Origin of the sequence: Leptospira sarikeiensis, from assembly GCF_004769615.1 — a bacterium.
In the GTDB taxonomy this organism is placed as follows: Bacteria; Spirochaetota; Leptospiria; order Leptospirales; family Leptospiraceae; genus Leptospira_B; species Leptospira_B sarikeiensis.
Genome location: NZ_RQGF01000034.1, coordinates 1 through 23,961, shown reverse-complemented (window position 1 = coordinate 23,961; position 23,961 = coordinate 1). Strand labels below are relative to the sequence as shown.

General features: G+C 39.9%; 19 protein-coding genes and 1 pseudogene. 11 read left to right on the top strand and 9 right to left on the bottom strand.

What is annotated here, in order from left to right; all coding sequences use genetic code 11:
• The 3 genes and pseudogenes from EHQ64_RS16740 to rimP form a co-directional block, all read right to left on the bottom strand.
• Window positions 1-771: pseudogene (locus EHQ64_RS16740) on the bottom strand (translation initiation factor IF-2); the annotation flags it as partial.
• Between the two features lie 69 nt (window positions 772-840).
• The gene (gene nusA / locus EHQ64_RS16735) at window positions 841-2,211 is read right to left on the bottom strand and encodes a transcription termination factor NusA (protein WP_135650950.1); all 1,371 of its coding nucleotides are present in this window, start codon (window positions 2,209-2,211) and stop codon (window positions 841-843) included.
• 2 nt (window positions 2,212-2,213) lie between these two features.
• On the bottom strand, window positions 2,214-2,639 hold the full coding sequence (rimP, locus tag EHQ64_RS16730; protein ID WP_246048817.1) for a ribosome maturation factor RimP: 426 nt from the start codon (window positions 2,637-2,639) through the stop codon (window positions 2,214-2,216).
• A 359-nt stretch (window positions 2,640-2,998) separates the two neighbouring features.
• On the opposite strand from rimP, the gene EHQ64_RS16725 reads away from it, so the two are divergent.
• From EHQ64_RS16725 to EHQ64_RS16715, 3 genes are all read left to right on the top strand, one after another.
• On the top strand, window positions 2,999-4,156 hold the full coding sequence (locus EHQ64_RS16725; protein ID WP_135650948.1) for an LIC_12708 family protein: 1,158 nt from the start codon (window positions 2,999-3,001) through the stop codon (window positions 4,154-4,156).
• Window position 4,157: 1 nt separating this feature from the next.
• Window positions 4,158-5,615, top strand: coding sequence for an NAD(P)H-hydrate epimerase (locus tag EHQ64_RS16720; protein ID WP_135650947.1), 1,458 nt, complete (start codon window positions 4,158-4,160; stop codon window positions 5,613-5,615).
• A 219-nt stretch (window positions 5,616-5,834) separates the two neighbouring features.
• The gene (locus tag EHQ64_RS16715) at window positions 5,835-6,035 is read left to right on the top strand and encodes a hypothetical protein (protein WP_135650946.1); all 201 of its coding nucleotides are present in this window, start codon (window positions 5,835-5,837) and stop codon (window positions 6,033-6,035) included.
• 139 nt (window positions 6,036-6,174) lie between these two features.
• Here EHQ64_RS16715 and EHQ64_RS16710 read toward each other — a convergent pair whose 3' ends face one another.
• Entirely contained in the window at window positions 6,175-6,804 is a 630-nt protein-coding gene (locus EHQ64_RS16710; RefSeq protein ID WP_135650945.1) for a CDGSH iron-sulfur domain-containing protein, read from the bottom strand.
• A gap of 74 nt (window positions 6,805-6,878) precedes the next feature.
• Entirely contained in the window at window positions 6,879-8,990 is a 2,112-nt protein-coding gene (locus EHQ64_RS16705; protein ID WP_135650944.1) for a carboxy terminal-processing peptidase, read from the bottom strand.
• Window positions 8,991-9,179: 189 nt separating this feature from the next.
• On the opposite strand from EHQ64_RS16705, the gene EHQ64_RS16700 reads away from it, so the two are divergent.
• Both EHQ64_RS16700 and EHQ64_RS16695 read left to right on the top strand, forming a co-directional pair.
• Window positions 9,180-9,776 (top strand): hypothetical protein, encoded by a 597-nt coding sequence (locus EHQ64_RS16700; RefSeq protein ID WP_135650943.1) that lies wholly within the window; start codon window positions 9,180-9,182, stop codon window positions 9,774-9,776.
• Window positions 9,777-9,782: 6 nt separating this feature from the next.
• Window positions 9,783-10,019: a hypothetical protein gene (locus EHQ64_RS16695; protein WP_135650942.1), complete on the top strand. Its 237-nt coding sequence runs from the start codon at window positions 9,783-9,785 to the stop codon at window positions 10,017-10,019.
• 102 nt (window positions 10,020-10,121) lie between these two features.
• Here EHQ64_RS16695 and EHQ64_RS16690 read toward each other — a convergent pair whose 3' ends face one another.
• Complete coding sequence (locus EHQ64_RS16690) at window positions 10,122-11,258, bottom strand: DUF1343 domain-containing protein (RefSeq protein WP_135650941.1); 1,137 nt, start codon at window positions 11,256-11,258, stop codon at window positions 10,122-10,124.
• Between the two features lie 182 nt (window positions 11,259-11,440).
• Between EHQ64_RS16690 and EHQ64_RS16685 the strand changes: the two genes are divergently transcribed.
• Window positions 11,441-13,975, top strand: a complete 2,535-nt coding sequence (locus tag EHQ64_RS16685; RefSeq protein ID WP_135650940.1) for a cyclic nucleotide-binding domain-containing protein — start codon at window positions 11,441-11,443, stop codon at window positions 13,973-13,975.
• Window positions 13,976-14,278: 303 nt separating this feature from the next.
• Window positions 14,279-15,811 carry a hypothetical protein gene (locus EHQ64_RS16680; protein WP_135650939.1) on the top strand — a complete coding sequence of 511 codons (1,533 nt, stop codon included), beginning with the start codon at window positions 14,279-14,281 and terminating at the stop codon, window positions 15,809-15,811.
• On the opposite strand, the gene EHQ64_RS16675 is transcribed toward EHQ64_RS16680, so the two are convergent.
• Window positions 15,785-17,581: a PQQ-dependent sugar dehydrogenase gene (locus tag EHQ64_RS16675; RefSeq protein WP_135650938.1), complete on the bottom strand. Its 1,797-nt coding sequence runs from the start codon at window positions 17,579-17,581 to the stop codon at window positions 15,785-15,787. The genes EHQ64_RS16680 and EHQ64_RS16675 overlap by 27 nt on opposite strands.
• Before the next feature lie 165 nt (window positions 17,582-17,746).
• Here EHQ64_RS16675 and EHQ64_RS16670 point away from each other — a divergent pair, with 165 nt between their 5' ends.
• Window positions 17,747-19,309: a glycosyltransferase family protein gene (locus EHQ64_RS16670; RefSeq protein WP_135650937.1), complete on the top strand. Its 1,563-nt coding sequence runs from the start codon at window positions 17,747-17,749 to the stop codon at window positions 19,307-19,309.
• Between the two features lie 36 nt (window positions 19,310-19,345).
• Complete coding sequence (locus EHQ64_RS16665) at window positions 19,346-20,506, top strand: glycosyltransferase (RefSeq protein WP_135650936.1); 1,161 nt, start codon at window positions 19,346-19,348, stop codon at window positions 20,504-20,506.
• Window positions 20,507-20,634: 128 nt separating this feature from the next.
• Here EHQ64_RS16665 and EHQ64_RS16660 read toward each other — a convergent pair whose 3' ends face one another.
• Entirely contained in the window at window positions 20,635-21,513 is an 879-nt protein-coding gene (locus tag EHQ64_RS16660) for an SDR family oxidoreductase (protein ID WP_135650935.1), read from the bottom strand.
• A 447-nt stretch (window positions 21,514-21,960) separates the two neighbouring features.
• Window positions 21,961-22,647: a hypothetical protein gene (locus EHQ64_RS16655; RefSeq protein ID WP_135650934.1), complete on the bottom strand. Its 687-nt coding sequence runs from the start codon at window positions 22,645-22,647 to the stop codon at window positions 21,961-21,963.
• A gap of 171 nt (window positions 22,648-22,818) precedes the next feature.
• Here EHQ64_RS16655 and EHQ64_RS16650 point away from each other — a divergent pair, with 171 nt between their 5' ends.
• Both EHQ64_RS16650 and EHQ64_RS16645 read left to right on the top strand, forming a co-directional pair.
• Window positions 22,819-23,292 carry a hypothetical protein gene (locus tag EHQ64_RS16650; RefSeq protein WP_135650933.1) on the top strand — a complete coding sequence of 158 codons (474 nt, stop codon included), beginning with the start codon at window positions 22,819-22,821 and terminating at the stop codon, window positions 23,290-23,292.
• Window positions 23,292-23,789 carry a hypothetical protein gene (locus tag EHQ64_RS16645; protein WP_135650932.1) on the top strand — a complete coding sequence of 166 codons (498 nt, stop codon included), beginning with the start codon at window positions 23,292-23,294 and terminating at the stop codon, window positions 23,787-23,789. Before EHQ64_RS16650 ends, EHQ64_RS16645 begins: the two co-directional genes overlap by 1 nt.
• Window positions 23,790-23,961 lie beyond the last annotated feature (172 nt).

Below are 23,961 nucleotides of genomic sequence, written 5' to 3'. Positions count from 1 at the left end.
GCCACCTTGACCACCCTGGCCTCCACGATATCCACCGCCGCCTTCACGGTTTTGGTAGCCTCCGCCACCTTGACCGCCCTGGCCTCCGCGATATCCACCGCCGCCTTCACGGGTTTGGTAGCCTCCGCCACCTTGACCGCCCTGGCCTCCGCGATATCCACCGCCGCCTTCACGGTTTTGGTAGCCTCCGCCACCTTGACCGCCCTGGCCTCCGCGATATCCACCGCCGCCTTCACGGTTTTGGTAGCCTCCGCCACCTTGACCACCCTGGCCTCCGCGATATCCGCCGCCACCTTGACCGCCTTGGTAACCACCACCGCCTTCGCGGTTTTGATAACCTTGGTTTCCATCGGGACGATTTCCGCGGTAGTTTCCACCACCACCTTCGCGGTTCTGGTTAGAATAAGTTGGTCTCTGATTTGGACGAGATACTATAATACTGTTGTCTTCTCTTTGAAAAGGAGCTCTACCTTCGCCTAAAATATGTTCAGGAGGAGCAGATCTAGGAACCGGAGGTTCTTGGCGAACACTTGGCTCTGGGAAAAGAGGCTCGTTCTTTGGCGTAGGAGGAGTAGATTTTGGAGTGCTCGGTCCGGATGCTGCTGCAGACGGTTTGTTTGGAGCCGGTTCAGAAGGAGCTTCTTTTTTTGCAGAAGTAGAAGGCGTTTTTTCATCCGGCTTCTTTTTGATAACCAGCTTCTTCTTCTTGCTCGCGTCAGCAGAAGCGTCGCCCTGGAGCTTTTCCTTGATTGATTTATTCTTATCTTCCATATAATGTCCTGGTCAAGTACGGAAATGTACTGAAAACGGGTCTTAAAGCCCTACCTCAAATCGAGGAGATCAGCTTTCCTCCACCCACTCTACCGATTCTGCCAATATTCTTAGAATTTGTGCAGCGGTAGTCTGTCCTATACCGGGGAGTTTTGCCAAGTCGTCCTGGCTGATCTCGATCAATGTCTCGACGTTATTGATTCCTGCGCTCCTTAATAGGCCGATCAAACGGGTAGAAAGTCCAGGTAGGTCTTCGAGAGCAGTTGCTCCGTCATCCTCTTCTTCTTCAACCTGTGCAACTGGAGGACTGAAAAGTTTATCCAATCTCTCTCTTGCTTCCGGCGAAGAGAATTCTTCGTTATACTGGGCTATCGTTTTAATATCGATTCTGAATCCGGTTAATTGTGACGCCAACTTGACATTGGAACCATTGATTCCGATTGCAAGAGATAATTGTTCTTCTGGAACGATTACCATGGCCTCTCTACCTACCGAATCCGCTTTCACATCATAAGGTTTAGCGGGAGAGATCGCATTTGCGATAAACTCGGTAGGGTCGGAAGAATACTGAACGATATCTATTCTTTCATTTCCTAATTCTCGAACGATGGATTGGATCCTTACACCCTTCATACCAACGCAGGCTCCCACAGGATCGATATCTCCTCTGGTAGCATACACAACGACTTTGGTACGAATGGAAGGCTGACGAGCCACGTTTACGATCTCGACTAAACCGTCGTAGATCTCAGGGATTTCCATTTCGAAAAGTTTACGAACAAAATCAGCAGAAGCTCTTGAAAGAGTAATGACTGGGATCGGTTCTCTAGGACGAAGTTCCACTTTTTGTATAATTGCTTTGAGACGATCCCCGCTATGGTATTTTTCACCAGGGTTTTGCTCACGCTTAGGCATGATCCCTTCGACCTTACCTAGATCGATGGACATAGCGTCTTTTTTCCAACGTTGGAAATAGCCGTGAGTCAGTTCGCCTTCTTTTGCTTTGTATTCCTGATACAGAAGTTCTTTTTCCATATCTCTCAGGCGTTGGAATACCATCTGTTTTGCCTGGCTGGAAATGATACGAGAAAGCTCCATCGGCTTCTCTTTAAAATCTAATACGTCTCCGAGATTCGCATCCGGATAAACAGCCTTAGCATCTTCTAAGGAAATCTCTAAACCGTTCTTAGGAGAAGTCTCTACAACTTGGCGAGATACTACGATTACTACGTTCTCCCCGTCTCCGGAAGAAGCAAATTCTACCTTGATAGGATTTTCTTCCTCTTCCAAAGTTTCGATGCCCGACTTCTTCTTGTACGCGGTAATTAAGGAATCTCGAATGATTCCCATTACAGCTTCCCGGTCTAGGGACTTGTCGGCACAAAATTGTTGGATCGCTTCCAACAGATTGACTTCGGCTTCTTTCTTCTTAACTGCCATAATCAAATACTTACGTACAAATTTCCTTTCAGTATATCCTTCAATTCCAGAATGACTTCCTTTTTTTTAGGGCTCTTTGATTTCCTCTTGGAAAACGGCTCTAAAAAAATCCGGTCTTCTTTCCTATCCAGAATCTTAAAGATTCCTTCTTTATCGCCCGACCCTTCCAACTTATAGACGAGTCGTACCGGTATTCCACGGAATCTATCCAGATCCTCGGGAATCACCAGTTTTCTTTCCGCACCAGCGGAAGAAACCTTAAGAGTATAGTTCAGATCCGGTGAGATCTTTTCCAACTCTTCATTCAGTTTTCTGGAAACTTGCTCACATTCCAGAAGGCTGACGGAACCGTACGGGTGTTCGAGGTGATCCAGCTCTACCTCGATCAGCGTATGGTTTGGCCTTTGGCTAACCATGAGTGCATACAGCTTGACGGGAGTGAGAAGAATTCGATCTAAGATCGTTTCGATAACTTCTTTACTGACTGTCACGCCGGCCTTACAGAGAGTCTCTGAACCGCTTCGTTTTGCCTCAAAAAAGAGGAAAAAACAACCTACAAAATCTCGAGATTCCGAAATTTTCAGGCTTTTCCCATACATAAAATGGGGTGGTTCCCGATATCCATTCAAAATATTTTTAGCTAGCCCTAGTGTAAAGTAAAAAATAGCCCCGGTTCCAAGCCTCTCCGCATTACAAGCGAAATTGCTTGTTTTCTTATACTAAAAAGAAGGATGGTAACGAAATGTCCCGGCTCGCTTAAAAAAGGGTTCGGGTTTTTATTATTACCATGCAAAATTCTTTCTTTTCCGAACTTCAGACTCGTAAATCCGCTAAGTATATTCCGCTTTTTCTATTCTTTCTAATTTTATTAGGAACCTGCTCCAAATTCAGAGTAGATGATTATAATCCCTATCTTTACGGAAGAGTAAAATTAGGAAAAGATCTGAAGGAACTCCAGGTAAGTATCGTAAATAGAGTTCCGACAAATGTTCCGAACCAAGTTGCAGTCGCATCTGGGGTCATCTATGTTCCGGATTTTGAACAATCCCTGATCAAAGCATTCAACTCAGACGGAGACCTGAAGTTTGTGATCGGGAATTCTAAAGAAAAACAGGACAAAGTAAAAACTTATAATATTAAGTTAGGAAGGATCGGCCTAGTAACCGTTTCAGATGGAGATGATATTTTCGTTCAATCCAGGATCACTAAGGAAGATGCAAAGTCCGACAAGGTCGCTGAAAATATTTATACCAAAAAGTCCGGTGAGTTCCAAACAGAAGCCGCAGAAGCAGTTCCTTCAGTCATATTAAAGATCAATGATTCAGGAAAACTTTCCCAAACGATCTACGCAGACGGGGTCGGCGGCTCCACTCCTTTCGGCTATGTGGAAAGAATGGAAGCCGGTAATAACGATCTATTATTCGTATTCCATAGACAAAACGGCGGAATGAAACTAAGCATTTTCGACGAATCCGGAAAACTAAAAAATAAGGTAGAAGGCTCTGACTTTAAGGATTCCTTAAATACTCAAGGGGACAGTTATACATGGTATGTAGACTCCTTCATCTCTCATCCAGACGGAGATTATGTATTAGGCTCATTCAGCTTTTACGAAACTAAATCCGGAAGATTTAAGAATAGAAAAATACTAAGATACGACCTGAAAGATAAGAGGATCACTCCTATAAAAGAAATACAAGACCCTTCCGAAACCTTGTATTGGGTCTTAAATAATGATAATTTTTTCATTTGGGAAACAGAAGTGGAAGAAGGAAATTCGATTAGACTTCAGGTTCATGACGAAGACGGAAATCATGTGAATAATATTCGACTCAATTATCCTCCACCAAGAGGACTTTGGAGAGAAACTTGGATGGATACGAATGATGAGATCTACTCCATGAAGATCAGATCCGGATATTTAGAGATCCATAAATGGAAATAAGATGAGCTCTCGGAAATTCCAAGTTCTTTTCGACGAAGAAGAGGCAAGAGAATTGGATCGGGTCACGATCCAATCCAGAGGGATTTCCGGAACTCTTCTCATGGGCTTTGCTGCCCTTTCCGTTTTTAAGGCTTGGGAAAACAGATTTAGATCCGCTAAAAAGATCCTCATCCTTTGTGGTTCGGGAAATAACGGAGGAGATGGGTACGCTCTCGCTCAATTCCTGAAAGCGGAAGAATTAAGAGTAGAACTGTATTCGAAAAACGGGAATTTTTCGGAAGAAACAAAATATTATAAAAATCTAACAGAAGAATTAGGCATTCCAAATTTCCCCTTAGAGAAGTTCCGAGAAGATCTAATTTCATCCGGGGACATCTTAGTAGATTGTATTCTTGGTACCGGATTTAAAAACCCTCTATCCGAAGAAATTTCTAAAATTATATCCGAGATCAGAACCGCTAAGCAAAGATTAAAAGATTCACTTTTTATTCAGAGTATTGATGCAGTTTCAGGATATTCCCCGGATGAAAAAATTCCCTTCGAAGCGGATGCTATTGCGGAGATCGGTTCTCCCAAGATCAAAAATATTTTTTATCCCTTATCTAAGGATAAAAAATCATTTCATCCAATCGGATTCTTACGCCAAAGATCGGAGTCCAAAAAATTACTTTTAGACAGAGCCTCAAAAGAAGAACTAATCTCCAGACTTTCCAGGGAAAAAGATTCTCATAAATATAAAAACGGTTCCGCAGTATTTGTAGGAGGCTCCGAGGGAATGGCAGGCGCAATTCTATCTTCTGCTCTTGCCTTCCAAGAATTGGGAGGAGGAATTTCCCAAATACTTAGCCCTTCCGGAAATACGATAGAAAGAGTTTTAAAAAAAGATCCTTCCTTCATGATCTCTTCCTTGGATCCAAAAAAAGAATTTTCCTCCTACTCTTTCGTGCAAAAAGCGAAGGTAGTTTGTATCGGTCCAGGGCTCTCCGGTTTTGATTATATCCCTTCTTCTTTTCCAAAAGATCCCAAAATTATTTTAGATGCAGGAGCCTTAAAGGATTTAGAAAAAAACAAATTAGGCCCCAATATTATACTCACTCCTCATTTAGGAGAATGGTCCTCTATCTCCGGTAAAAAATACACAAGTGTATATTCTGCGTTAGATGATGCAAACTTTTGGGCAAAAGAGAAAGGATGTTATTTACTTCTCAAAGGACCTGTTTCCGTATTATTTTCACCGGAAGGGCATTCTTATTTTTGGGAATTCCAAGAACCAAGGCTCGCAGTCATGGGAACTGGAGATCTACTTGTAGGAATTCTAACATTCTTTTTGTCCAGAGGAGAAGAAATGGTCGAGTCGGTTCGACTTTCCCAAAGTCTTCTTCTGTATTGTGCAGAACAATGCAAAGGTTATCCTACCGCAGGAAGGATCCGCAAAAAGATCCGTACCTTGGTTAGTTAGAGGCGCGGAGTTTTGTTGAGCCGCGGGGATTTTTTCACGCAGAGGCGCGGAGTCGCAGAGGATTTAAAGGTGATTTTGGCCCTTCGATACATCTTGCTTCATTAGACACTCAGGGACCAACTACATATCAAATCTCAATCTTTGCTTGTAGTCTTATCGCTTGACCATTTGAGATTTTGATCCCATCATATTTTTATAATCGATGAGGGAGAGTTGTTTATGAACTTTTTTAAATCAGAAACGAGCTGGTCGAATGCAGAATTTATTGTATTCAAACTATGTGTTGCATCCGCATACGTGCTGATCGGCGCCTATTTCAACGATTTTTTCCTGCAGTATCGTATTCCGATCTTGATCGTATTTGGGATCACTGCGATTTGGACCATCAATCTATGGTTACGCAAAATGAAATGGATATGATTATAAGCTTTATGTAAACCTAAGATTTTTAGCTCATTTTTTTCACACAGAGAGCACTGAGGTCACGGAGAGTTAAAAAGACCAAAGCGTAAAAGTATACAGCCATCTCAGCGTTCTCTGTGAACTCCGTGCGAACTCCTCACTCGGATTTGAATTTTATCTTACGGTGGGTACCGTCGCAATATGGTTTATTGGAAGAACCCCCGCAACGGCAAAGATATGTTTCAGTAATTTTGTTCGTAACCTTACCGGTGCCGGAGCATATTTCTAAATTTCCACTAAACTTCAATGGACCGTTTTTAGTAGGTTCGATATTTAATTTTCCATTACGTGTCGGTAATGGTTGGAATTCCTGCACAGGAGGTTCTCCAGTTGCCATAAAGCCGATCCCGACATGACTTGCGTCGCAATACGGTTTATTCGAAGAAGCACCACATCTACAAAGTGTAAGACGATACTCTTTTTCAGTTCCCTCTAATTCAATTTCTGCATGAACCGCAAGTGGTCCGTTCTCTCTAACTCTGAGCACATTTACAAGAGGAGGGGTTTCCGTAAGAGAAGTATCTTCGGACTCGAAACGGATCGCTCCAGACGGACAATTGAGTGCGAGTGATTTTACTTCTTCCGGAGTTGCTTTATCCGGATAGATCCATTCACCTTCAACATTTGGAACGAATACATCGGGTCTGCTTAGTACGCAGTTCCTAGAATGGACACATTTTTTGCCTTCAAAAAGGATCGTTACCTTTTTACCCTTTACAGTTTCCATAAAACGCCTTTCCGAAATTTATTATCCTTTATTTTAAAAGAAGATGCAAGCGAATCCTTCTAACGCGGATCTTTTCAATCTTTCGATTTTTTTCCGTATATCTGGATATAGTCACCAATGATCTTATATGCCTCATCCAAATATATATCCTCTTCTAATCTGGATTTTCTTTCTAAATGGATCTCTCTTGTATAAGTATCCAGTTTTTCCAGACCTCGATCGAATGAATGTGTATCTACGGTGAAACTATCCGATTTTTTATTCGTAGCGATTTGATAATTTTCGTAGAACTTCACTAATTCCGAAAATTCCTCGAAAAAATCCGAAGAATCTAAAGACACCTCGTCCATAGACTTCATTTTTTTGCGAAGTTTAGATGCCATTGATTTGATCTTCGAGAAATTCTCGCTGTCATCAACTCTATCCTCGCTTAAATCCCTTAAGTTAGATAATTCTAGTTCAGGTAATTTTTTATATACGATCTCTTTATATATCTGCTCGGAACGGATTGCTTCCTGAATGTCCCTCTCCCTTCCTGAGAGGTCGGAAAGATCAGGTAAAGAAATATCAGGAATAATCCCCTTTTGCTGATGGGTCATTCCCTGTACCCCAAAATACAAATGTGTGGTTAACTTTAAGAAATCGGAATTTCCTTTTTTGTTTTCTTCCAAAGAGAGAAGGATTTGAGAAGTAGCCTTTCCGTAGCTAGGACTTCCTACGATGACTGCCCTATTATAATTCTGCAAAGCAGATGCCAAAAATTCCGAGGCTGAAGCGCTTTGCCCGTTCAACAACACAACTAAGGGTCCGTCATATACTGTCCCTCGATTACTATCCTTTAAAAGTGAAAGTTCCGAATCGGAAGCTTTTTGTACAAATAAAGGTCCTTGGTCGATGAAGATCCCGGCGAGATCCAGCGCTTCTTCCAATGAACCTCCCCCATTATTCCTCAGATCCAAGATCAGACCTTTTATATTATCTCTTTTTAATTTGATTATTTCTCTTGCGATATCCTCGGCGCATCCTCCTCCTTCTCTCTCCCATTCAGTATAGAATGCAGGCAAGTATAGATACCCTATATTATTTTTTCCGCTCAACAAATAACTGGAGATCGTATTTTCTTCTAAACCTATCTTCTCTTGGACCAACGGGATAAAAAAGATCCGGCCGTCATTTTTCCGGATCTTAAATATCGCCTTTTTGGTCTTTGTCCCGGAAAGAACGGATTCCATTTCCTCCGGAGAAAAATCCGAAGTTAACACGGTTCGATTTTTTTCATCCGGGAACCGGACCTCGAGGACCCGATCCCCGTGATTTAACTTTTCGGATTTCCAAGCGGGACTACCTGGAACCAATCTTTCTATCTTAGTATCCCCAAAAAAGTTTCGATTGAATACTATACCGAAAGAAAACCCTTTAGAAGAAAGAGACGTCTCGAATCTGCGTTTTTCAGCGGCGGAGAAATAAGAAGAATGAGGATCAAATTTTTCTAATATAGAATTCAAAAATTGAGATCCCATATAGGATTCAAAGCCGTCCTGGTGTTCCAAGATACTTTTGATCCTTTCCTTCTCCCTTTGGATCACCTCGTTCCTTAGAATAGATTCGGATACAGAAAGGCTTTTTTCGAATTCTTTGCGATCAGCGAACGGCTCGGAATAGAATTTTTTCGTGAGTATCCTGTATCTTAGATAACGTTCCCATCTTTCTTTCCAAGCAACCTTATCTTTTGCGAATTCCGTTTTTCTCTCCTGATAAAATTCGAATTTCCCCTTCGTAATTCCGGATGCGTGTGATTTTTCCAATTCATTCAGATATTCTAAGGTAAGTTTCAATCGTTCCTTAAAAAGTTGAGAAGTGCTCGAAAAAAACGAGGAGACTTCTCCTGGATTAGAAAAATCCAGATGGAACGGTTTTCTTCCGAGTAGATCCAAATCTTCTTTAATAAAATAGAATCCTTGTGGATCCAGATTCATCCAAAATAATCTTTTTACTTCTTCCGCAAGACTTGGTTGGATCCTAGACTTTCCCAAATAATGACGTTCATAAAGTATGTAGAGAATCTCTTGGGTTTTTCTCTCGATACTAGCCCCGAAATTGGATTGGGCCTGGATCTGGATCGATGTAATAAAAACAAGGATCAGGATCAATTTTTTGGTTAAATAAAAGTATTTAGGGAAGCGCACAAAAATAGTTATCTCCACCTATTTGGAAGTTTCCATCAATTCATTTCTAAATTTCTCATTTAGGAAAATATATTTGGAATGCTTGCAATCTTTTCTAGTAGAAAGTAAAGTATGGAAATCGGAAACTTTCCGGTTGGACCGATCTTACCTTAGGTAAGATATACCCCGTCTGTAGGAAGATCAAAAAAAATGAGCAAAGGTTATCATTCCCGCTCTCCGGAAGAATTTCAGGAATTTTTACGTAAAAATAGACAGGTAGATAAATCCAATAATCGGGCCAAATTGGTCCTGTTCTTCGATGTCATTTTATTGATCTTTATCTTTGCAGTCGTTGCAAGGATCCTAAACCCTTTAGCATTCTCTGGTCAATCCGAGTCCAAGGAAATTTCCTCCCAAAGCTTGAGTTATCGACTTTCTTCAAGCAAAGAGAATTCAAAAGATTTTCCTACATTCTTCTTATTTCTAAAAAATAAGGGAACTGAAGAAGTTTATTTTCCCAAGGATAAGGACAAGATCCGGATCTTAGTCAAAAGTGGGGACACATTGTATTGTTTCGAGGATACTTGGTCGATCCCTCCTAAAAAGTTAGAGCCGGGAAGCACTCATTTTTTCAGATACGAAACTTCTTCCGAGGTTATCTCTGGTCTTCCTCCTGAATGTAAGAGTGCAGAAAGATCTGTCTGGAATAATATCAGCCAAACTTTCCGAGGCGGAAAGAAAAGATCCTTTCGTGCGGAAATACTTCGTGAAAGTGAAAATGTTTCTTTAGAAATTCCTAATTTTTGAGATTTTATGAACGAAGAGATCCAAGCCTTAAACAAAATAGTAGCGATCGTGGACGAAAAAGCCTCCTTATTCAAAAAAGATTGGAGCCATATGCCAAAGATCAGAGCGATTACAGAAAAAAAGCTGATCTTAGATTTGATAGAAAATGCTCTCCAATTGGCAAAAAATATCAAACCTTCCCCCACGGATCTTTTAGGAGATTTGCAAAAACTAAAGGCTGAGTTTTCTAGACTTCCGCTTTAAGGTTGGTTCGCACAGAGTTCACGGAGAACATAGAGTTTAGAATGGTCAAATTAAATCTCTCCGTGATCTCAGTGCCCTCTATGCGACAATTTCGAAAGAATTCTAATCGTAATTCTTCGTAACCTTCTTCCATTTCTTTTCAGTGTCTTCCAGATAATCTTTTATTTCGGAATACGATCTACTTCCGTCCAAATATTCTAAAAGGAAATGGTCTCCTACTAAAAGTTGGATCGCAGGTAGATCGGATCTGAACTCATAAGGTCCCTGTAGGAACTCAAACTGGTTCGGATAGAATTCTCTCAAAGTGCGGATCAAATGTAATCCGAAAAGTAGACTATGGAATTTTTTAGGTTTATCCAAAAGGATCTGATATCCTCCGCATACTTTTCCGGAATGTTTATGGAATGTAGGGATAAACTTCAGAGGCCTTAATCTAAAAACACCCTTCTGCTTTTCCTCTAATTTTTCTAAAAGGGCTTTATCCAGGTCATTTATATAAGGCGCCCCAAAAGTTTCGAAAGGACGAGTAGTCCCTCTTCCCTCAGAAAGATTTGTTCCTTCTAGAAGACAAAGTCCAGTATAAACAAAACATGTGGTTTGTGCAGGAATATTCGGAGAAGGCGGCACCCATAAAAACTCGGAACTTTTTTTAGGATAAAGATCTATCCTATAAAATTCCAGATTTAGATTGAAATGATCTTTATAATACTCCAATAATCCCGGAGCAGAAAGCCCGTGTCTATGCAGGGTACCTTCCACACCTACAAAGGAAGAAAATTTTTTTTCCAAAGGAGAGCCTTCTACCCTTGGACCCGCAGGATTTTTCGCATTAGAAACTAGGATCTTAGGTTTTGATTTTCCTTTTTTAGAAAGTCGATCCGCGGCCTGCATCGCGTACAATGCGGTAGTTAAAAAGGTATAATACCTTGCTCCTACATCTCTGATATCTATGATGAAAGTATCCAGATCGGACAGAACATCTTCGGTAGGAGTTAAACTTTCTTCTGTGTCCCCATATAAATTCAGGACTTCCGTATCTCCCAAATCATAAAGAAGGCCAGAACCGGAAACCTGGTCCTGGAGTTCCGCAAATAGTCCATGCTCGGGTAGGAAGAGTTTCTTTAATCCGAATTCTTTCTGTATGGTCTTAAAATGATAATCGCCTTTCCAGCCGTATGCGCTCTGGTTGGTCAGCATTCCGATGGACTTTGCACCGGAGAGAATTTTATTTTTTTTCATTTTCAAAAGAGGTTTTTACGGGGAAAGTCCTTTAGTCAAGCAGGACAATTCGGATCGCCCTAATCTTGGAAATGTTTTGACTCAATTTGGAGAGGAGGCCGTTTTTAGAGATTCCTTTAAAAAAGAGTTTCCCTTATCGAGGAAGGATAGTTTTCTTCTTAATTTGCCCCAACAGCGATCGTATGGCATTAGACACAAGCGTACCAAATCAAAAAGTCACAGTTAAAGCCGGGACGGTTTTATTTCCGGAAGGAAGTACCGCGAATTCTCTCAACGTATTGCATAGTGGTGCCTTACGTTATTTGGTAGAAGCTCCGGGCTCCAGAAAGTTGGAGTTGTTCAAAATTTCCGGAGCGAATTTAACTCCTGGTGCATCTGCACTTTTCGGGACCGGTCGTTATCCTTTTACCATCATTGCTGAACAAGATTGTGTTCTTTCCACGTATGTTATGTCCCCGTCTACTGTGGGTCGTTCCCTCGCTGCAAGAAGTTCTCTTGGGATCATGGTCGGCCGTTCCTTACTCAGAGAGATCACAGAATCTTTCAAAAAAGTAAATCAACTCAGAAAGATCGCTTCCGATATGGGAAGGACAAACGATAATCTTTCTCTTCTTTATTACCAATTTAACCCGAGCGTATTTCCGGATATCAAACCTGGACAACCAATCGCAGATCCGAGTGCTGAGATCGTAGATCCGGTGCTTAGGTTAACCAGAGAAAATTTAAAACATTATTTTGATAATGGTGGCATCCTTCCGGAAAGACCTACCGCAAATTATGTGGAAGAGGATCATTCCCAATTATTAGTGAAATATTATCCGGAAGAAATTGAATTCCAAGACGGAGAATTCAACTTTGTTCGTAAAGTAATTTTAGCCGACCCGAATCTTCTGGCTCAATTATTCGCTCCGGATCCGAGTATGGTTTCTTACGTATGCGACAAGCTCGGAAGGGTCCAAAACAATATTACGGATAATGCAAGAGGAATATTAGAAGAACTTGATGAAGACTTTAGACTTCTTTTAGGTGGAGTAGAAAGTCTTACCGAAAAATATTTCTTAATCCTGGACATGGCTGCAAACGGATATGCCACTGCTCCTCCTGAATTCGTAGTTCCTATTTTACAGGTAGTTGCCCAAAAGATTGAAAGGGCATTAGCAGGACACCAGGCACTTTTCGGTTCTGCACTTCCAAATCCTTCTCCGAACATCAAATCGTTCTTAGAAAAAACGGCGGGGCTATCCAAAAAATTCGAAGCTGCAAATCCTACTGCAAAAGCAGGTTCTAATGGAAGCGGAGTTTCGGTTGATAGTTCGGCAGACGCAACCGCAATCAGAAAAGAACTCGCAAATTCCGCATCTTCTATCATTCAATTTTCCGGATTAGGGGGAGACGCGATCAAAGAGTTTTCCGCGATGATGGTTAAACTCAAGTCTCTCAAAAATCCTTTAGATTCCGACAACGACACTCGTAAGCTCAGAAGATCCATCACAAAGACTTACTTCGATATATATGCTGCCTGCTTTCAAAAATATGTGAACAGCAATAAGAATGTTCCGAAGCCAGTGGACTTAATGTTGAAGTATGGGTTCTTTGATGAGACAATGTTGGATGATTCTCAGCTTGTTTTCATGTCCACCTTCAAAGACGCGATCGCAGCGGTTTCGGATATTCCGATCCATTATGGAACGGAGTGGCTCGAAAGAATTTATAAAAGAGAATGCCCTACTTCTTTGGACGAGCTCGGTCAAAACTTCTTCGATAAGGTGAAGATGGACAACAGGAATGCTGTATTCAAAAAAGAATCAGATCTTCCTCCTGACATCGATAATCCAGAAGCAAGATTAAAGTTCGAGTTCGGTGCGATGTATGAGGCAAACGTTCGACTCACAACAGGATCCTTGGCTACTTATTTGCCGATCCTTACAAAGTATCATTCTCAAATCCCTCTCGGAAAAGCATACGTTACCAAAAAAATGCTGACTGATACGATCCATGATATCATGTCTGTGGACTTTTCTGTCTTCAACAGAGAGGTGATCTATAATAATCCCGAAATGGGGATCAATAAGGAATTCGTTCAAAGAGCGATTGTTCCGGACTTCGTGATCGTTCCTTCCATCGGTAGTAAGATCATGATGTGGCAGGAACTTTCTATCCACAGAGGATCCGGGTCCAAAGAAAGTAGAGGTAGGATCGTTCTTCCTATTTTCGTACAAGGTGATCTAAAGTCCCTTTTGATAGACGCATTTGCTGCGTTTAGATGGGAGCTTTGTAAAACGATCTTAGGACCTGAATGGAATAACGTGGGAAATCCATCCATCACTGCGGATTATATGGACTATGTTCAGTTCTACAAAAAGAACAAAGATCTGTCCATAGAGATCAAGGAAAAACTCGCTGCCGAATTCAAACGTTTCAGAAATGAAAGGGATATTTTTGCGAACGATTACCAGCTTTGGATCAAATACGAAGCGGAAGGTGTACAAAGATTAAATCGTGTTGTTAGAAGTATTTTCTACCGCCATATTCCTTTCTCTAGACAGATCCGAGAGAAGGTTGCAAAAATGCCTGCCTTCGGTGAGATCAATAACCGCTTTATCAATATTCGAACTCGTAAATTTACGGAATTAGAGAACAGATATAAAAAGTATATCAATGCTCTCGGAAGCCTTCCGGATCCATTGCGAGAGAATATGGAATTCTATAGAGTTTAACTCTTTCCTTCTCTTCCGTGAACTTTGTGTAAACTTAAAGACAACTCATTTATTTCGCACAGAGATCACAAAGGTCACAGAGTTTTTAGCACTATAACCTTAACTTAGCGGCTTCGCGACTCTGCGTGAAAAAAGTCTCTGTGTCCTCCGTGTTCTCTGTGCGAAAAGATCGTCGTATCCCTTATTACGATTTGCTTACGCCTTAATCTTATTTTCATTCTTCTCATAGACGAACCGTTCGACAAAATGTTTAATCTATGAATTCTGACGATTCGAAGAGTTACTCTTCAGATCGATAATAGAATGCGAATAAAATTTAAAGTCCTTCTTGTTTCTGTATTTTGCCTTTCTTTATTTTTAGTTTTTGACCGAGTAATTTTTAAGAATTTATTATTCATTCTTCCGAACGAATTGGAATGGGATACTTCTCCTTGGTATAATTTTTTAAGAAAAAGGGAAGATATCCGATTTTCAAAGAATGAAAACGGAGTTTTGATACTTGGAAGTAGCGTTGCCTTATATTCTATTCTTCCTGAAAAATTTTCCGAAAAAGTAAATTCTAAATCGGAAAAAGGCAATTGGATCCGTTCCGAATTTTATGCTCATCCATCCCTTACTCCTTCCGACTTCTATCATTACAAAGAGGATATCGTATCTAAAAAGCCGAAATCGGTGATCTATGTGATCAATCCTGCGGATTTACAGCTCGAATATGTGAAATTCGAAAATAACGAACTCATATACGATGAAGATGGGTTCTTCCAAGATTCCGTAAATACGAGACATCAAAACCGTTTATTATATCCGGATCATTTTCTTTCGGAACATTGGAAAAAAATTTTAGATCTTGGTAAATCCAAATTAGAGGAGTTCGTTTCCAAAACTGTATCATACGGCGTAAGATACAGAAGTTTCTTTTACGATCCTATCCAGGCTTGGTATATGCATAGGTTTAGGTGGGGAAGATCCTATCATTATTATACGGGGATGATTCCGGAACAAGGGATCTATTTAAGAGGTTGGGCAAAACCTAAATTTGAGATAGATTGCGAGATCGAAACGAAAGTTTGGAAAGAGAGTATATTTATCCAAAAACCGGAAACCAAACTAAGCATCCATAGATTAGGATCAAAACGAGAACCGATATTCGAAAGAACGTTTCCTAAAAAAGGATGGTACTATATACAAATTCCTTTTTCCGATCCGCCTTCTAAATTAAGATTAGAATTCGTATCTGACAAACCTGTTTCTTCTTTGGAAGTTGATTCCAGGATATTCGGGACGGAGGAAATATACGGCATTAGGCTCTCTCAAAATTTTTGCAGATCGACATTTCGCGAAGATCATTCATATGAAAGGATCTCCAGTTTGGATGATTCAAGAGTGGAATCTTTGAGCGATCAAAATTACGATATTGATTATCAACGTCGGATCTATAGGCAAAACGATGAGGAAGACGTATTAAGTAGATTCAAAAAGATCCAAGTCTCCAAATCCGATCTATCTAAATCGGATCGTTTTATCGCATGGTCCCAGATGGAATATTTACAACAAGGGATCTTATATTTAAGATCCAAAGGGATCAGGGTATTTCTTGTAAATTCGCCCGAAAATCCAAAGGAGAAAATCTATTACGGTTCTAGCGTTTGGTATTCCGGTTATTTGAGTTTTTTACAGAATACGATGGATGATCCGAATTCTTTTAAAGATTTAAGTGATTTTTTTCCTAAAAAACAATCTTTCCTAGATCCTCATCATCTAACATATTCTTCCTCCGAGGTCTTTACTGAAAAGGTCTCGGATTTATTTTTAGGATTTTCTAAATCTGGAAATTAGGATCTGGATCCGAATTTTTAGAAAGCCATAAATCCTTTTTCCGTAGATCCCGAAAACGATACCTAGGATCAGGGATAGTATAAGGGAAATCCTTGGGTTTTGCTCGAACTGTTTTACCAGACTATATTCCCATCTATCTAATCCTTGGAAACGTACAGCTCCTCCTGAAACTTCCGTTAAAAAATCCTTCAGGGACTCTATTTCTTCCGGATTCAGATTTAGATTCGGCATTCCGCTTACCGGATTTAAAAATTTAGGATTTTGTAATTTGGAAACGATATAGAGTTCTTTCTTTTTACTTTCTTCAAGATTCGGGTCTGCAAGTTTTGCTCTAACCTCATTCCATTTGGAATGTTCAGGTTCATCTAAATAAGATTCCATTTCTTTGACAGTTTTCAAAAATTCAGAACTTTTAAATGTCTCATTCAATCTGGAATCTAGTTGATCCAAATTAGGAGCTACGTTCCCTCCTACTCCTCCTACAGTATGACAACTTCTACATCCTTTTACGTTGATTAGTTGTTCTCCCGTATATTTCATCTTTTCCGCTTGTATCTTTCCGGGTACCAATTTCAAAACCGGGGCAGGAAGAAGACCTCCATCCTTTCTCATTCGAATATGAGAAATATAGATCGAATCTTCTCCTAATGCGAGTCCTGTAAAATCCTGCCTTCTTTCTTCTTCATATTGACTAGGAAGTACTACCCACCAAGGCTCTCCCACTACTCCCTTCTTATCGTCTATCGGAACTGCGAGCAAGGAAGTGATATGAGATGCAGCGATTACTAAATGACCACGTAATGAAACAAGCTTATGGTTCTTTGGAACATAGATCATATCAGCGGGTCCTACTGATTTAGGAAAGGTCATCATATTATTATAAGTCATACTTGGATTGGTATTATCCCAAGGGAAATCGGCACCTCTTTCCGCCTTTAATAATCGATCTATCTCGGGACCGTTGTCTGCAATATAAACCTCTCCACCTTCCGATCTAGCGATCGCAAAAGGATTTCTAAGCCCCATGGAATAAATATAACCTTGTGGATCCGTTTTTTTTCCCGTATAAAACGGATTTGTTTCCGGTTGGGAAAAGTCTACCTTCATTCTTAGGAGTTTTCCGTTCGTACTATCCTTTTTATGTGAACTGGTCCAAGATTGCCCATCGCCAGTTCCAACCCAGATATGATTATTAGGATCCACAAAACAATGTCCTATCTGATGGGCGAGTCCAGCAGTGTCTCCTCTAAACGGAGCATCAAAGACTTCTACTTTTTCGATTTTAGTCCAAGGTTTTTGACCGATGGATCTCCAACGAGTTATCTTATTACTTCTTCCCCAACCTTGTTGGTATACGGCAGTAGTAAAAAGTGTTTTTTCGTCAGAGCTAAAACAAGCACCAGTTTGACCCATCTCGCCTTGAAAGTCCGGAAGTTCTTTTCTGGGTTTGGATATATCTTCATCCTCACCGATCTGTATTACATTCCCGTTTCGTAATCTTGCTTTTATTCCACCCCTCAATTCACCAACCACATAGATTACATCCTCTCGAGAATTTCCCGGTCGTTTTAACAAAGCGATACTTACAGGAGTCGTAAAATTTCCGGCGTCTTCTACAAGAGTGAAACTTTCATTAACAAGCCATTCCGCATTCTTCTCGTTTGCGTTTTTTTGAACTCCTTTATTATTATAAAATTGAGAGAACAGATTATAAGGCAGTAAACTTAAGGATAAAATGATCAGATAGTATTTCGAATTGGTCAAAAACATGACGACAATCACTTTGGTTCGAAAAAAAGAGACAAGCAAAAATCGGATTACAGATATTACAGTATAGGAACATCGAAATAGATCTGTAGGATTTAAAAAACGTATTTCACTCTACTGTAATAAGTTTGCGTTTAGATTGAGATCAAACTTTGGTCTATTGATCTTATGCTGAATCCTAAAGCAGAAAAAAAATGGTTCTGGATCATTATAGGTTTGGGACTTGCCACAAGACTCGCTGCTTCCGTTTTAAACAAAGGATATTTGGCTTTAGACGATTATTATATCCTTTTCTTTTCCGTACCTGCACAATCAGAATCCTTAGCGTTAGTCGATACGATCCAATCAGTCCCTGAAATAAGATCCTTAGTTCCGGATTTTATAATTAGAGTATTTGCAAAGACCGCGTATTGGTTAGGGTTTCAAGATCCTTTAAGTCAAATCCAATTTCTGTTCGCTTGTTTAGGGATCTTATCTATAGTCACCGTATTTACCGGTTACAATCTTTTAAAATTTTTATACACTCCCAAAGGGTTAAGAACAGAAAAAAGAGAAAATTATAAGGATTGGATCCCTCTATCAGGTGCATTTTTACTTTCTTTGCATTTTCTGATGCCTTTCATATCTACTCGCTCTTTGATCGAATCCATGTCGGCGCCTTTTCTTTTGGGAAGTGCATTCTATTTTTCCAAATATTACGTATTAAAAGTAAAAAAATATCTATTCTATTCTTTACTTCTACTTTCGATCTCATGTTTATTCAGGTTTCAGGTGGGAGTATGCGCGATTGCCATTTTTGCATTCGTTTTGTATGATGGATGGAAGAAGAAAGATTGGAAAGATTTAGGCTACTTTTTTGTTTTTTCAGTATTTCTATTCATTCTGACAGGACTTCCGGATCTAATATTTAGAGGATCCTTACACTCTTCCTTAATATCGTATTTTCGTTATAATCTAGATCATTCCGCTGAATACGGGACCTCTCCTTGGTATACATATCTTCCTACGGTTATCGGAGTTTCAATGCTCCCGTTATTGATCGGAAAATACGATGGTTTTGAATGGAAGAAGATCTATAAGGAATTAATACCTGTCTCGCTGTTTTCCGGTATATTTTTCGTTTCTCATTCTTTGATCCCTCATAAGGAAGAGAGGTTTTTACTTCCTATCTTTCCGCTACTTCTACTTTTACTATCTCCTTTGGCTGCGTATTGGTGGGCAAAGGAACATAGAAGAATGTCTATTCGGAGATCTATCTTTTTCTTAGTGAATTTCATACTTCTATCTTTATTGAGCTTTTTCACGATCCAAAGTAACTCGATAGACTTAGTGAGATATCTCCATAGTCATAAAGAGATCAAACAACTTTATGTTTATAAGGACTCGATTCCTCATCTACCAGTATCCTACGCTTATAGGGATCCTTTAGAAAGATATGAATCTATTGAAAGTTTAGATGAAGAAAACCAGCCTAAAATCCCTGGGTTCGATCCATACACTGCCTGTTCATCCGCATTTGTGGTCAGAAAGGATTATGTAGTCGGAGGACAATATCCTGAAGCTCCTTGGGATCTGATCGCGACTTTTAGATCTTCTCCTTTAGAAGAATTTGCAGTTTCATTAAATCCGAATAAGAACAAACGAAGGTCCAGTCTATATTTATATAAATTCAAACTCTGCAAGGATGAGGTCGTTTCCCCTCAAAATCATCTCGGAACGGTAGATCTTTAAACTTAAAATCGAAAATATTTCAAAATTGGAAAAGAAATGAGACCCAAAATAAGCGTATTACTTCCCTCTTATAACGAGGCGGGAAATATAGAACCATGCATAAACAATATCATAAAAATATTAAATGATACAAGCCACGAAATCATAGTCATAGATGATAATAGCCCAGATAAAACCTGGCAAATCGTAGAACAAATACACGAAAAGAACCCCAGAGTAAAACTCATTAGAAGAATGACCGAAAAAGGATTATCATCCGCGATTATCACAGGAATGAACTCGGCTGAAGGAGAATATTTTTTCGTAATGGATGCGGATATGCAACATGATGAAAATCTTCTCCCCGTCATGATAGATCATCTAGATAAAGGCTCGGATGTGATCGTAGGCACCAGATATGCAAACGGAGGCTCGACCGGAAAATGGTCTTTTTTGCGTAAATTTTTGAGCATAGTCGCGACTTCTTTTGCTAAATTCTTTTTACATATCAGTATCTCGGATCCTATGAGCGGATTTTTCGGGATAAAGAGAGAAGTATATTTTAAGAACGGAGAAAACATTAATCCGAGAGGTTTTAAAATTTTATTAGAGATCTTAGGTCGTAACGGAAATGGACTAAAAGTCTCGGAATTACCTTTTCATTTCAGAAATAGGCTTCATGGAGAAACTAAAATTAATAACTCGATCGCAAGAAGTTTCCTAGTCGCAGTATTGGATCTTAGGTTTGGAAAATGGGTTTCTTCTACGTTTTTATTATATTCGTTAGTGGGATTAAGCGGAGTTTTAGTGAACCTACTTGGTTTTATGTTTTTTGAAAGTATCGGAGTTGGAGATTTGAACACAGGCATAAAATTCCTTCCTGTATTTCCCATCTCAGTGTTTTTTGGAATAGAACTCTCGATCATCAGCAATTTTATATTAAATAATTATTTCACTTTCTATGAAACTAGATATGAAAAATGGGCGGCGGTCCGAGGATTCATTATTTTTTCAGGGGTAAGCGCATTAGGCATGTTTGTCCAACTGGGAGTCTTTCAATTAATGTCTTACAAAATCGCTCCCAAATTCGGATTAGGAGAAAACTTCGAAACTAGATTCTTTTGCGAAATGATTTCCATATTTGTCGCGATGTTTACGAACTATTTCCTGAATTCGAATATCACCTGGACAGTAAACAAACCAAAACGATTTCAATGAATCGATTGTAATAATTTGTTTCGTGCAGAAAACACAGAGGATTTTATTTCATGCAGAGCCGTAAAGACTCTAAGTTAATAGAAATACGTCTAAAAACTCTATGACCTCTGTGTTCTCCGTACAAAACCTTAGCCTAGTAAAGCAGCTTTGTTCTCTTTCAAATAAGCTGTTACGTCTATCGGAGATTCTCCTGTTAAATCTTTAACTGCAGAACTGACTTCTTTCAAATAACCTTCTTTGCTAGACACGTCGAAAGAAGCTAAAGCGTCTGCCATAGGCTTAGGAAGCCCTGCACCTACTAGAGCATTCGAAAGATCTGCAGCAGAGATATCCGTATAAGAGATCGGTTTACTCACAAGCTCTGAAGTAAATTTCGCTAGTTCAGTATAGGTCCAGGATTTAGGCCCGCTGATCTCCAAAATTTTATTTCCGGATTCTGAAGATAACAAGGCAGAGGCCGCTGCTTTACCACAATCCAATCTGGTAACATAGGCAGATGCACCTTCTCCGCCGGAACCGAATATAGAACCGCCTGATACTGCGTGTTGCAATTTTGGTATTAGGTAATCAGAATATAGATTATTCCGAAGAATTGTATAAGCTAAACCGCTTTTTTTGATCTTTTCTTCCGTTCCAGCATGTTCAAATGCGAATGTAACCGGGATCGTATCCGCTTTCGTAAGTGAAGTATAGAGAATCCGTTTTGCGCCAGCCTCTATCGCAGCATCGATCGCATTTCCATGTGATTCTATCCTACTTCCAATATTGTCCGTGCTGATGATCAATATTCTATCGGCCCCTTGAAAAGCGGTAACCAAACTTGCCGGATCATCGAAACTTGCCTTTCTAACGACGACACCTTTAGAAACAAAATCCTTCAGGCTATCTGGATTTCGTGTTGTGGCTATGATCTTCTCATGCCCTTTCTTTATTAATTCCTCTAATACAATTTTTCCCAAATGGCCGGAAGCTCCGGTCACTAGGACTGTCTCTGAAATAGAACTCATTTGGATCCTTCGATTTAAATTTTAAGAAATAAAAACGATGGTAGAATTTCTTAAAGTTTTGCTCTGCTTATTTTGAATATAATCATTAGACTACTTGAAACAATAAAAGTTACAAGTTAATTTTTGACTCTGTTTGTTCCGTTGAGCTCCGAGTGAGATTTTTTTTTAGTTCGCACAGAGGACACTGAGATCACAGAGTTTTCTTTGCTTCTCGCGGAAAAATGCAAATTACTGATTTCAGCTATACTTTCGATTCATATGAATGGTTTTGATTATAGCTATTTCTCGTTTGGCTTTCAGCCACCGACTCGCTTACGAATAAGCTTGGAATGCTCTCGATGACGCCTCTGGCTATCTCGGACTTGCTAACTTCTTATGAGGCGTTCGCGAGGAGCCGCCCCAAAACTTTTGTTGGAATTCCAACACATAGGAGGGCGTAGTTTTTTATTAAACTTCTTCTAAGAGATAAGGTCTTGTGTATTCTCTTACGATTTCCACAACGAAACGTCCCCAGGATTTAGGGTCTTCCTGGGAAATTTCAATCTGGCGAACTTTAGGGAAATATGCCTGAGGTTTAAAAGCAGTATGAGTCAGCTCCATTGTTCGTAGATAATTATCCACTCTCTTGACTCGAACAAAATTCAATAATTCACCTTGGATCTTCTCAGTCGGAATATAACCGATGATGATCAGACGAGGGAATAAGGATTTTTTGAGAAGATTGATGAAGTCCGCAAAACTATCCACTCGATCGATAAATCCTTCGTAAGCACCACCGCCCAAATTCATGATCTGGGTTACTATATCCATCGTAAAAGAAACACCTTCCGCAGAAGTCATGTCGGAAATGATGACGATACCCTCGTCCGGTTGAAAAGTTTTGAATTCGCTAGTTGGTTTAAAATGACGGCGAAGTAATTTTGCAGTGGATATATCTATCTCAGCCGCTTTCGGTACCAAAATTTTTCCGGAAGAATCGGAAATCGGTTCGCGAGTGATCAGGTATCTTTTCTTAGCTGCATTCTGGTTCATGACCCGAAAGGCTTTCACCTTTTCTTCCAGCTCGTCCAGAGTACAATACCCGATTTTTAAAACGTTTTCTCTCGCGCGTTTTTTAAGATCTATATCTTCCATACGAGTTTTTTGGGGCCCGGAGGGACCAGCTTAAACTGGGTTCCGAATTCCGCGAGAATTTACCGGGTATCCGGGGAGAGTATATAAAAAAAAACCGGGTCTGAAAAGCCTTCTTTTGGCTATGCAAAAAACCGCTTGTCCCCTAAATGCGCGCTTCTTGAATGGGGAGGAATGGCTATTCTACCATTTTCCAACCCTAGGCGTAACGGAATTAATATTCATTATATAAGAAGAATTTTACCTATCCTTGGCCTTTTATTTCTCTCCTGTTTTTCAGTAGAATTCGTTCCAGAAGGCATCCAAAAAGAAGCGGTTTTATTTTCACATAAAGCAAGCTGGGAACAGATAGAAATTCTAAAACATCCTCCTAAACGTAGGAACTATAAGACCTATGGAAGATTAATCGTAAGGAATTTCGGTGATGGAAGGATAGAGAAATTCTATTACGAAAAAATTAAGAAAGAACTTTATGACAGAGGAATGGACGGAATGTATCTAGCAAATGTCGGTCTTGTTTCAGTCCCTCCCACAATTTTCCAAACAGGGACCACAGAAGGTTATACTACCAGTATGGCTGAGATAGCAAAAGACGCGAAAGTGTTAGAAGGTGTGGCTTTTCGTTATAGAGAGAGAGAAGAAGAGTAATGGCGAGACGTTTGGATAGTGAGATCAAGGTTTTGCCTAACGGAGATTGGATCTTCAGAGATTCTAAAATAGAACAAAAAGACGTTTTGGAATATTTTCGCAAAAATCTAAAAGAAGCTGAAGACGGAATTTATATAGATAATCAATACGGGGAATTTTCCGAAAATGGATATTTGGAATTATTAGGGTATCCCTTAAATCTGATCCGCGTTTGGGAAAAGGACGGAGAATTCTATTTTTTAAGCGATTCCGGAGAAGAACTGTCTATTTCCTCCTTGGAGATCGCAGCAGATTCGGATGGAGAGTTATTCGCCAGAAAGAAGGGAAATACTTTGCTAAAATACAAATTAGCTCGGAATGTTTCCTCGGTTTTAAGCGAATATTTTTCAGAATCTCCCCAAGGATTAAAACTAGTTTGGAATAATAGAGAAATTCCAATCATAGAAACCGGAGAAACTCCGAATGTTTCTCTTCCTTCTGAATTTCAAAAATCATAAGTTTTGTTTCGCACAGAGAACACAGTGTTCACAGAGTTCACAGAGTTTTTTAAATTATATCTTCTTTCTCTATACGGCACTCTGTGTTCTCAGTGAACTCTGTGCGAAACAATTTCACTTTTCGGACAAAACCACTCTGCCTAAAATTTTTCCGGATGAAAGATCGTTTAAT

Bases quoted from the DNA above. Each gene is read 5' to 3' on its own strand.
- EHQ64_RS16710 (WP_135650945.1), bottom strand. From the start codon at position 6,804: ATGGAAACTGTAAAGGGTAAAAAGGTAACGATCCTTTTTGAAGGCAAA.
- EHQ64_RS16660 (WP_135650935.1), bottom strand. From the start codon at position 21,513: ATGAGTTCTATTTCAGAGACAGTCCTAGTGACCGGAGCTTCCGGCCAT.
- EHQ64_RS16680 (WP_135650939.1), top strand. From the start codon at position 14,279: ATGCGAATAAAATTTAAAGTCCTTCTTGTTTCTGTATTTTGCCTTTCT.
- EHQ64_RS16665 (WP_135650936.1), top strand. From the start codon at position 19,346: ATGAGACCCAAAATAAGCGTATTACTTCCCTCTTATAACGAGGCGGGA.
- EHQ64_RS16675 (WP_135650938.1), bottom strand. From the start codon at position 17,581: ATGTTTTTGACCAATTCGAAATACTATCTGATCATTTTATCCTTAAGT.
- EHQ64_RS16650 (WP_135650933.1), top strand. From the start codon at position 22,819: ATGGCTATTCTACCATTTTCCAACCCTAGGCGTAACGGAATTAATATT.
- EHQ64_RS16725 (WP_135650948.1), top strand. From the start codon at position 2,999: ATGCAAAATTCTTTCTTTTCCGAACTTCAGACTCGTAAATCCGCTAAG.
- nusA (WP_135650950.1), bottom strand. From the start codon at position 2,211: ATGGCAGTTAAGAAGAAAGAAGCCGAAGTCAATCTGTTGGAAGCGATC.
- EHQ64_RS16700 (WP_135650943.1), top strand. From the start codon at position 9,180: ATGAGCAAAGGTTATCATTCCCGCTCTCCGGAAGAATTTCAGGAATTT.
- EHQ64_RS16715 (WP_135650946.1), top strand. From the start codon at position 5,835: ATGAACTTTTTTAAATCAGAAACGAGCTGGTCGAATGCAGAATTTATT.
- EHQ64_RS16690 (WP_135650941.1), bottom strand. From the start codon at position 11,258: ATGAAAAAAAATAAAATTCTCTCCGGTGCAAAGTCCATCGGAATGCTG.
- EHQ64_RS16685 (WP_135650940.1), top strand. From the start codon at position 11,441: ATGGCATTAGACACAAGCGTACCAAATCAAAAAGTCACAGTTAAAGCC.
- EHQ64_RS16645 (WP_135650932.1), top strand. From the start codon at position 23,292: ATGGCGAGACGTTTGGATAGTGAGATCAAGGTTTTGCCTAACGGAGAT.
- EHQ64_RS16655 (WP_135650934.1), bottom strand. From the start codon at position 22,647: ATGGAAGATATAGATCTTAAAAAACGCGCGAGAGAAAACGTTTTAAAA.
- EHQ64_RS16720 (WP_135650947.1), top strand. From the start codon at position 4,158: ATGAGCTCTCGGAAATTCCAAGTTCTTTTCGACGAAGAAGAGGCAAGA.
- EHQ64_RS16695 (WP_135650942.1), top strand. From the start codon at position 9,783: ATGAACGAAGAGATCCAAGCCTTAAACAAAATAGTAGCGATCGTGGAC.
- EHQ64_RS16670 (WP_135650937.1), top strand. From the start codon at position 17,747: ATGCTGAATCCTAAAGCAGAAAAAAAATGGTTCTGGATCATTATAGGT.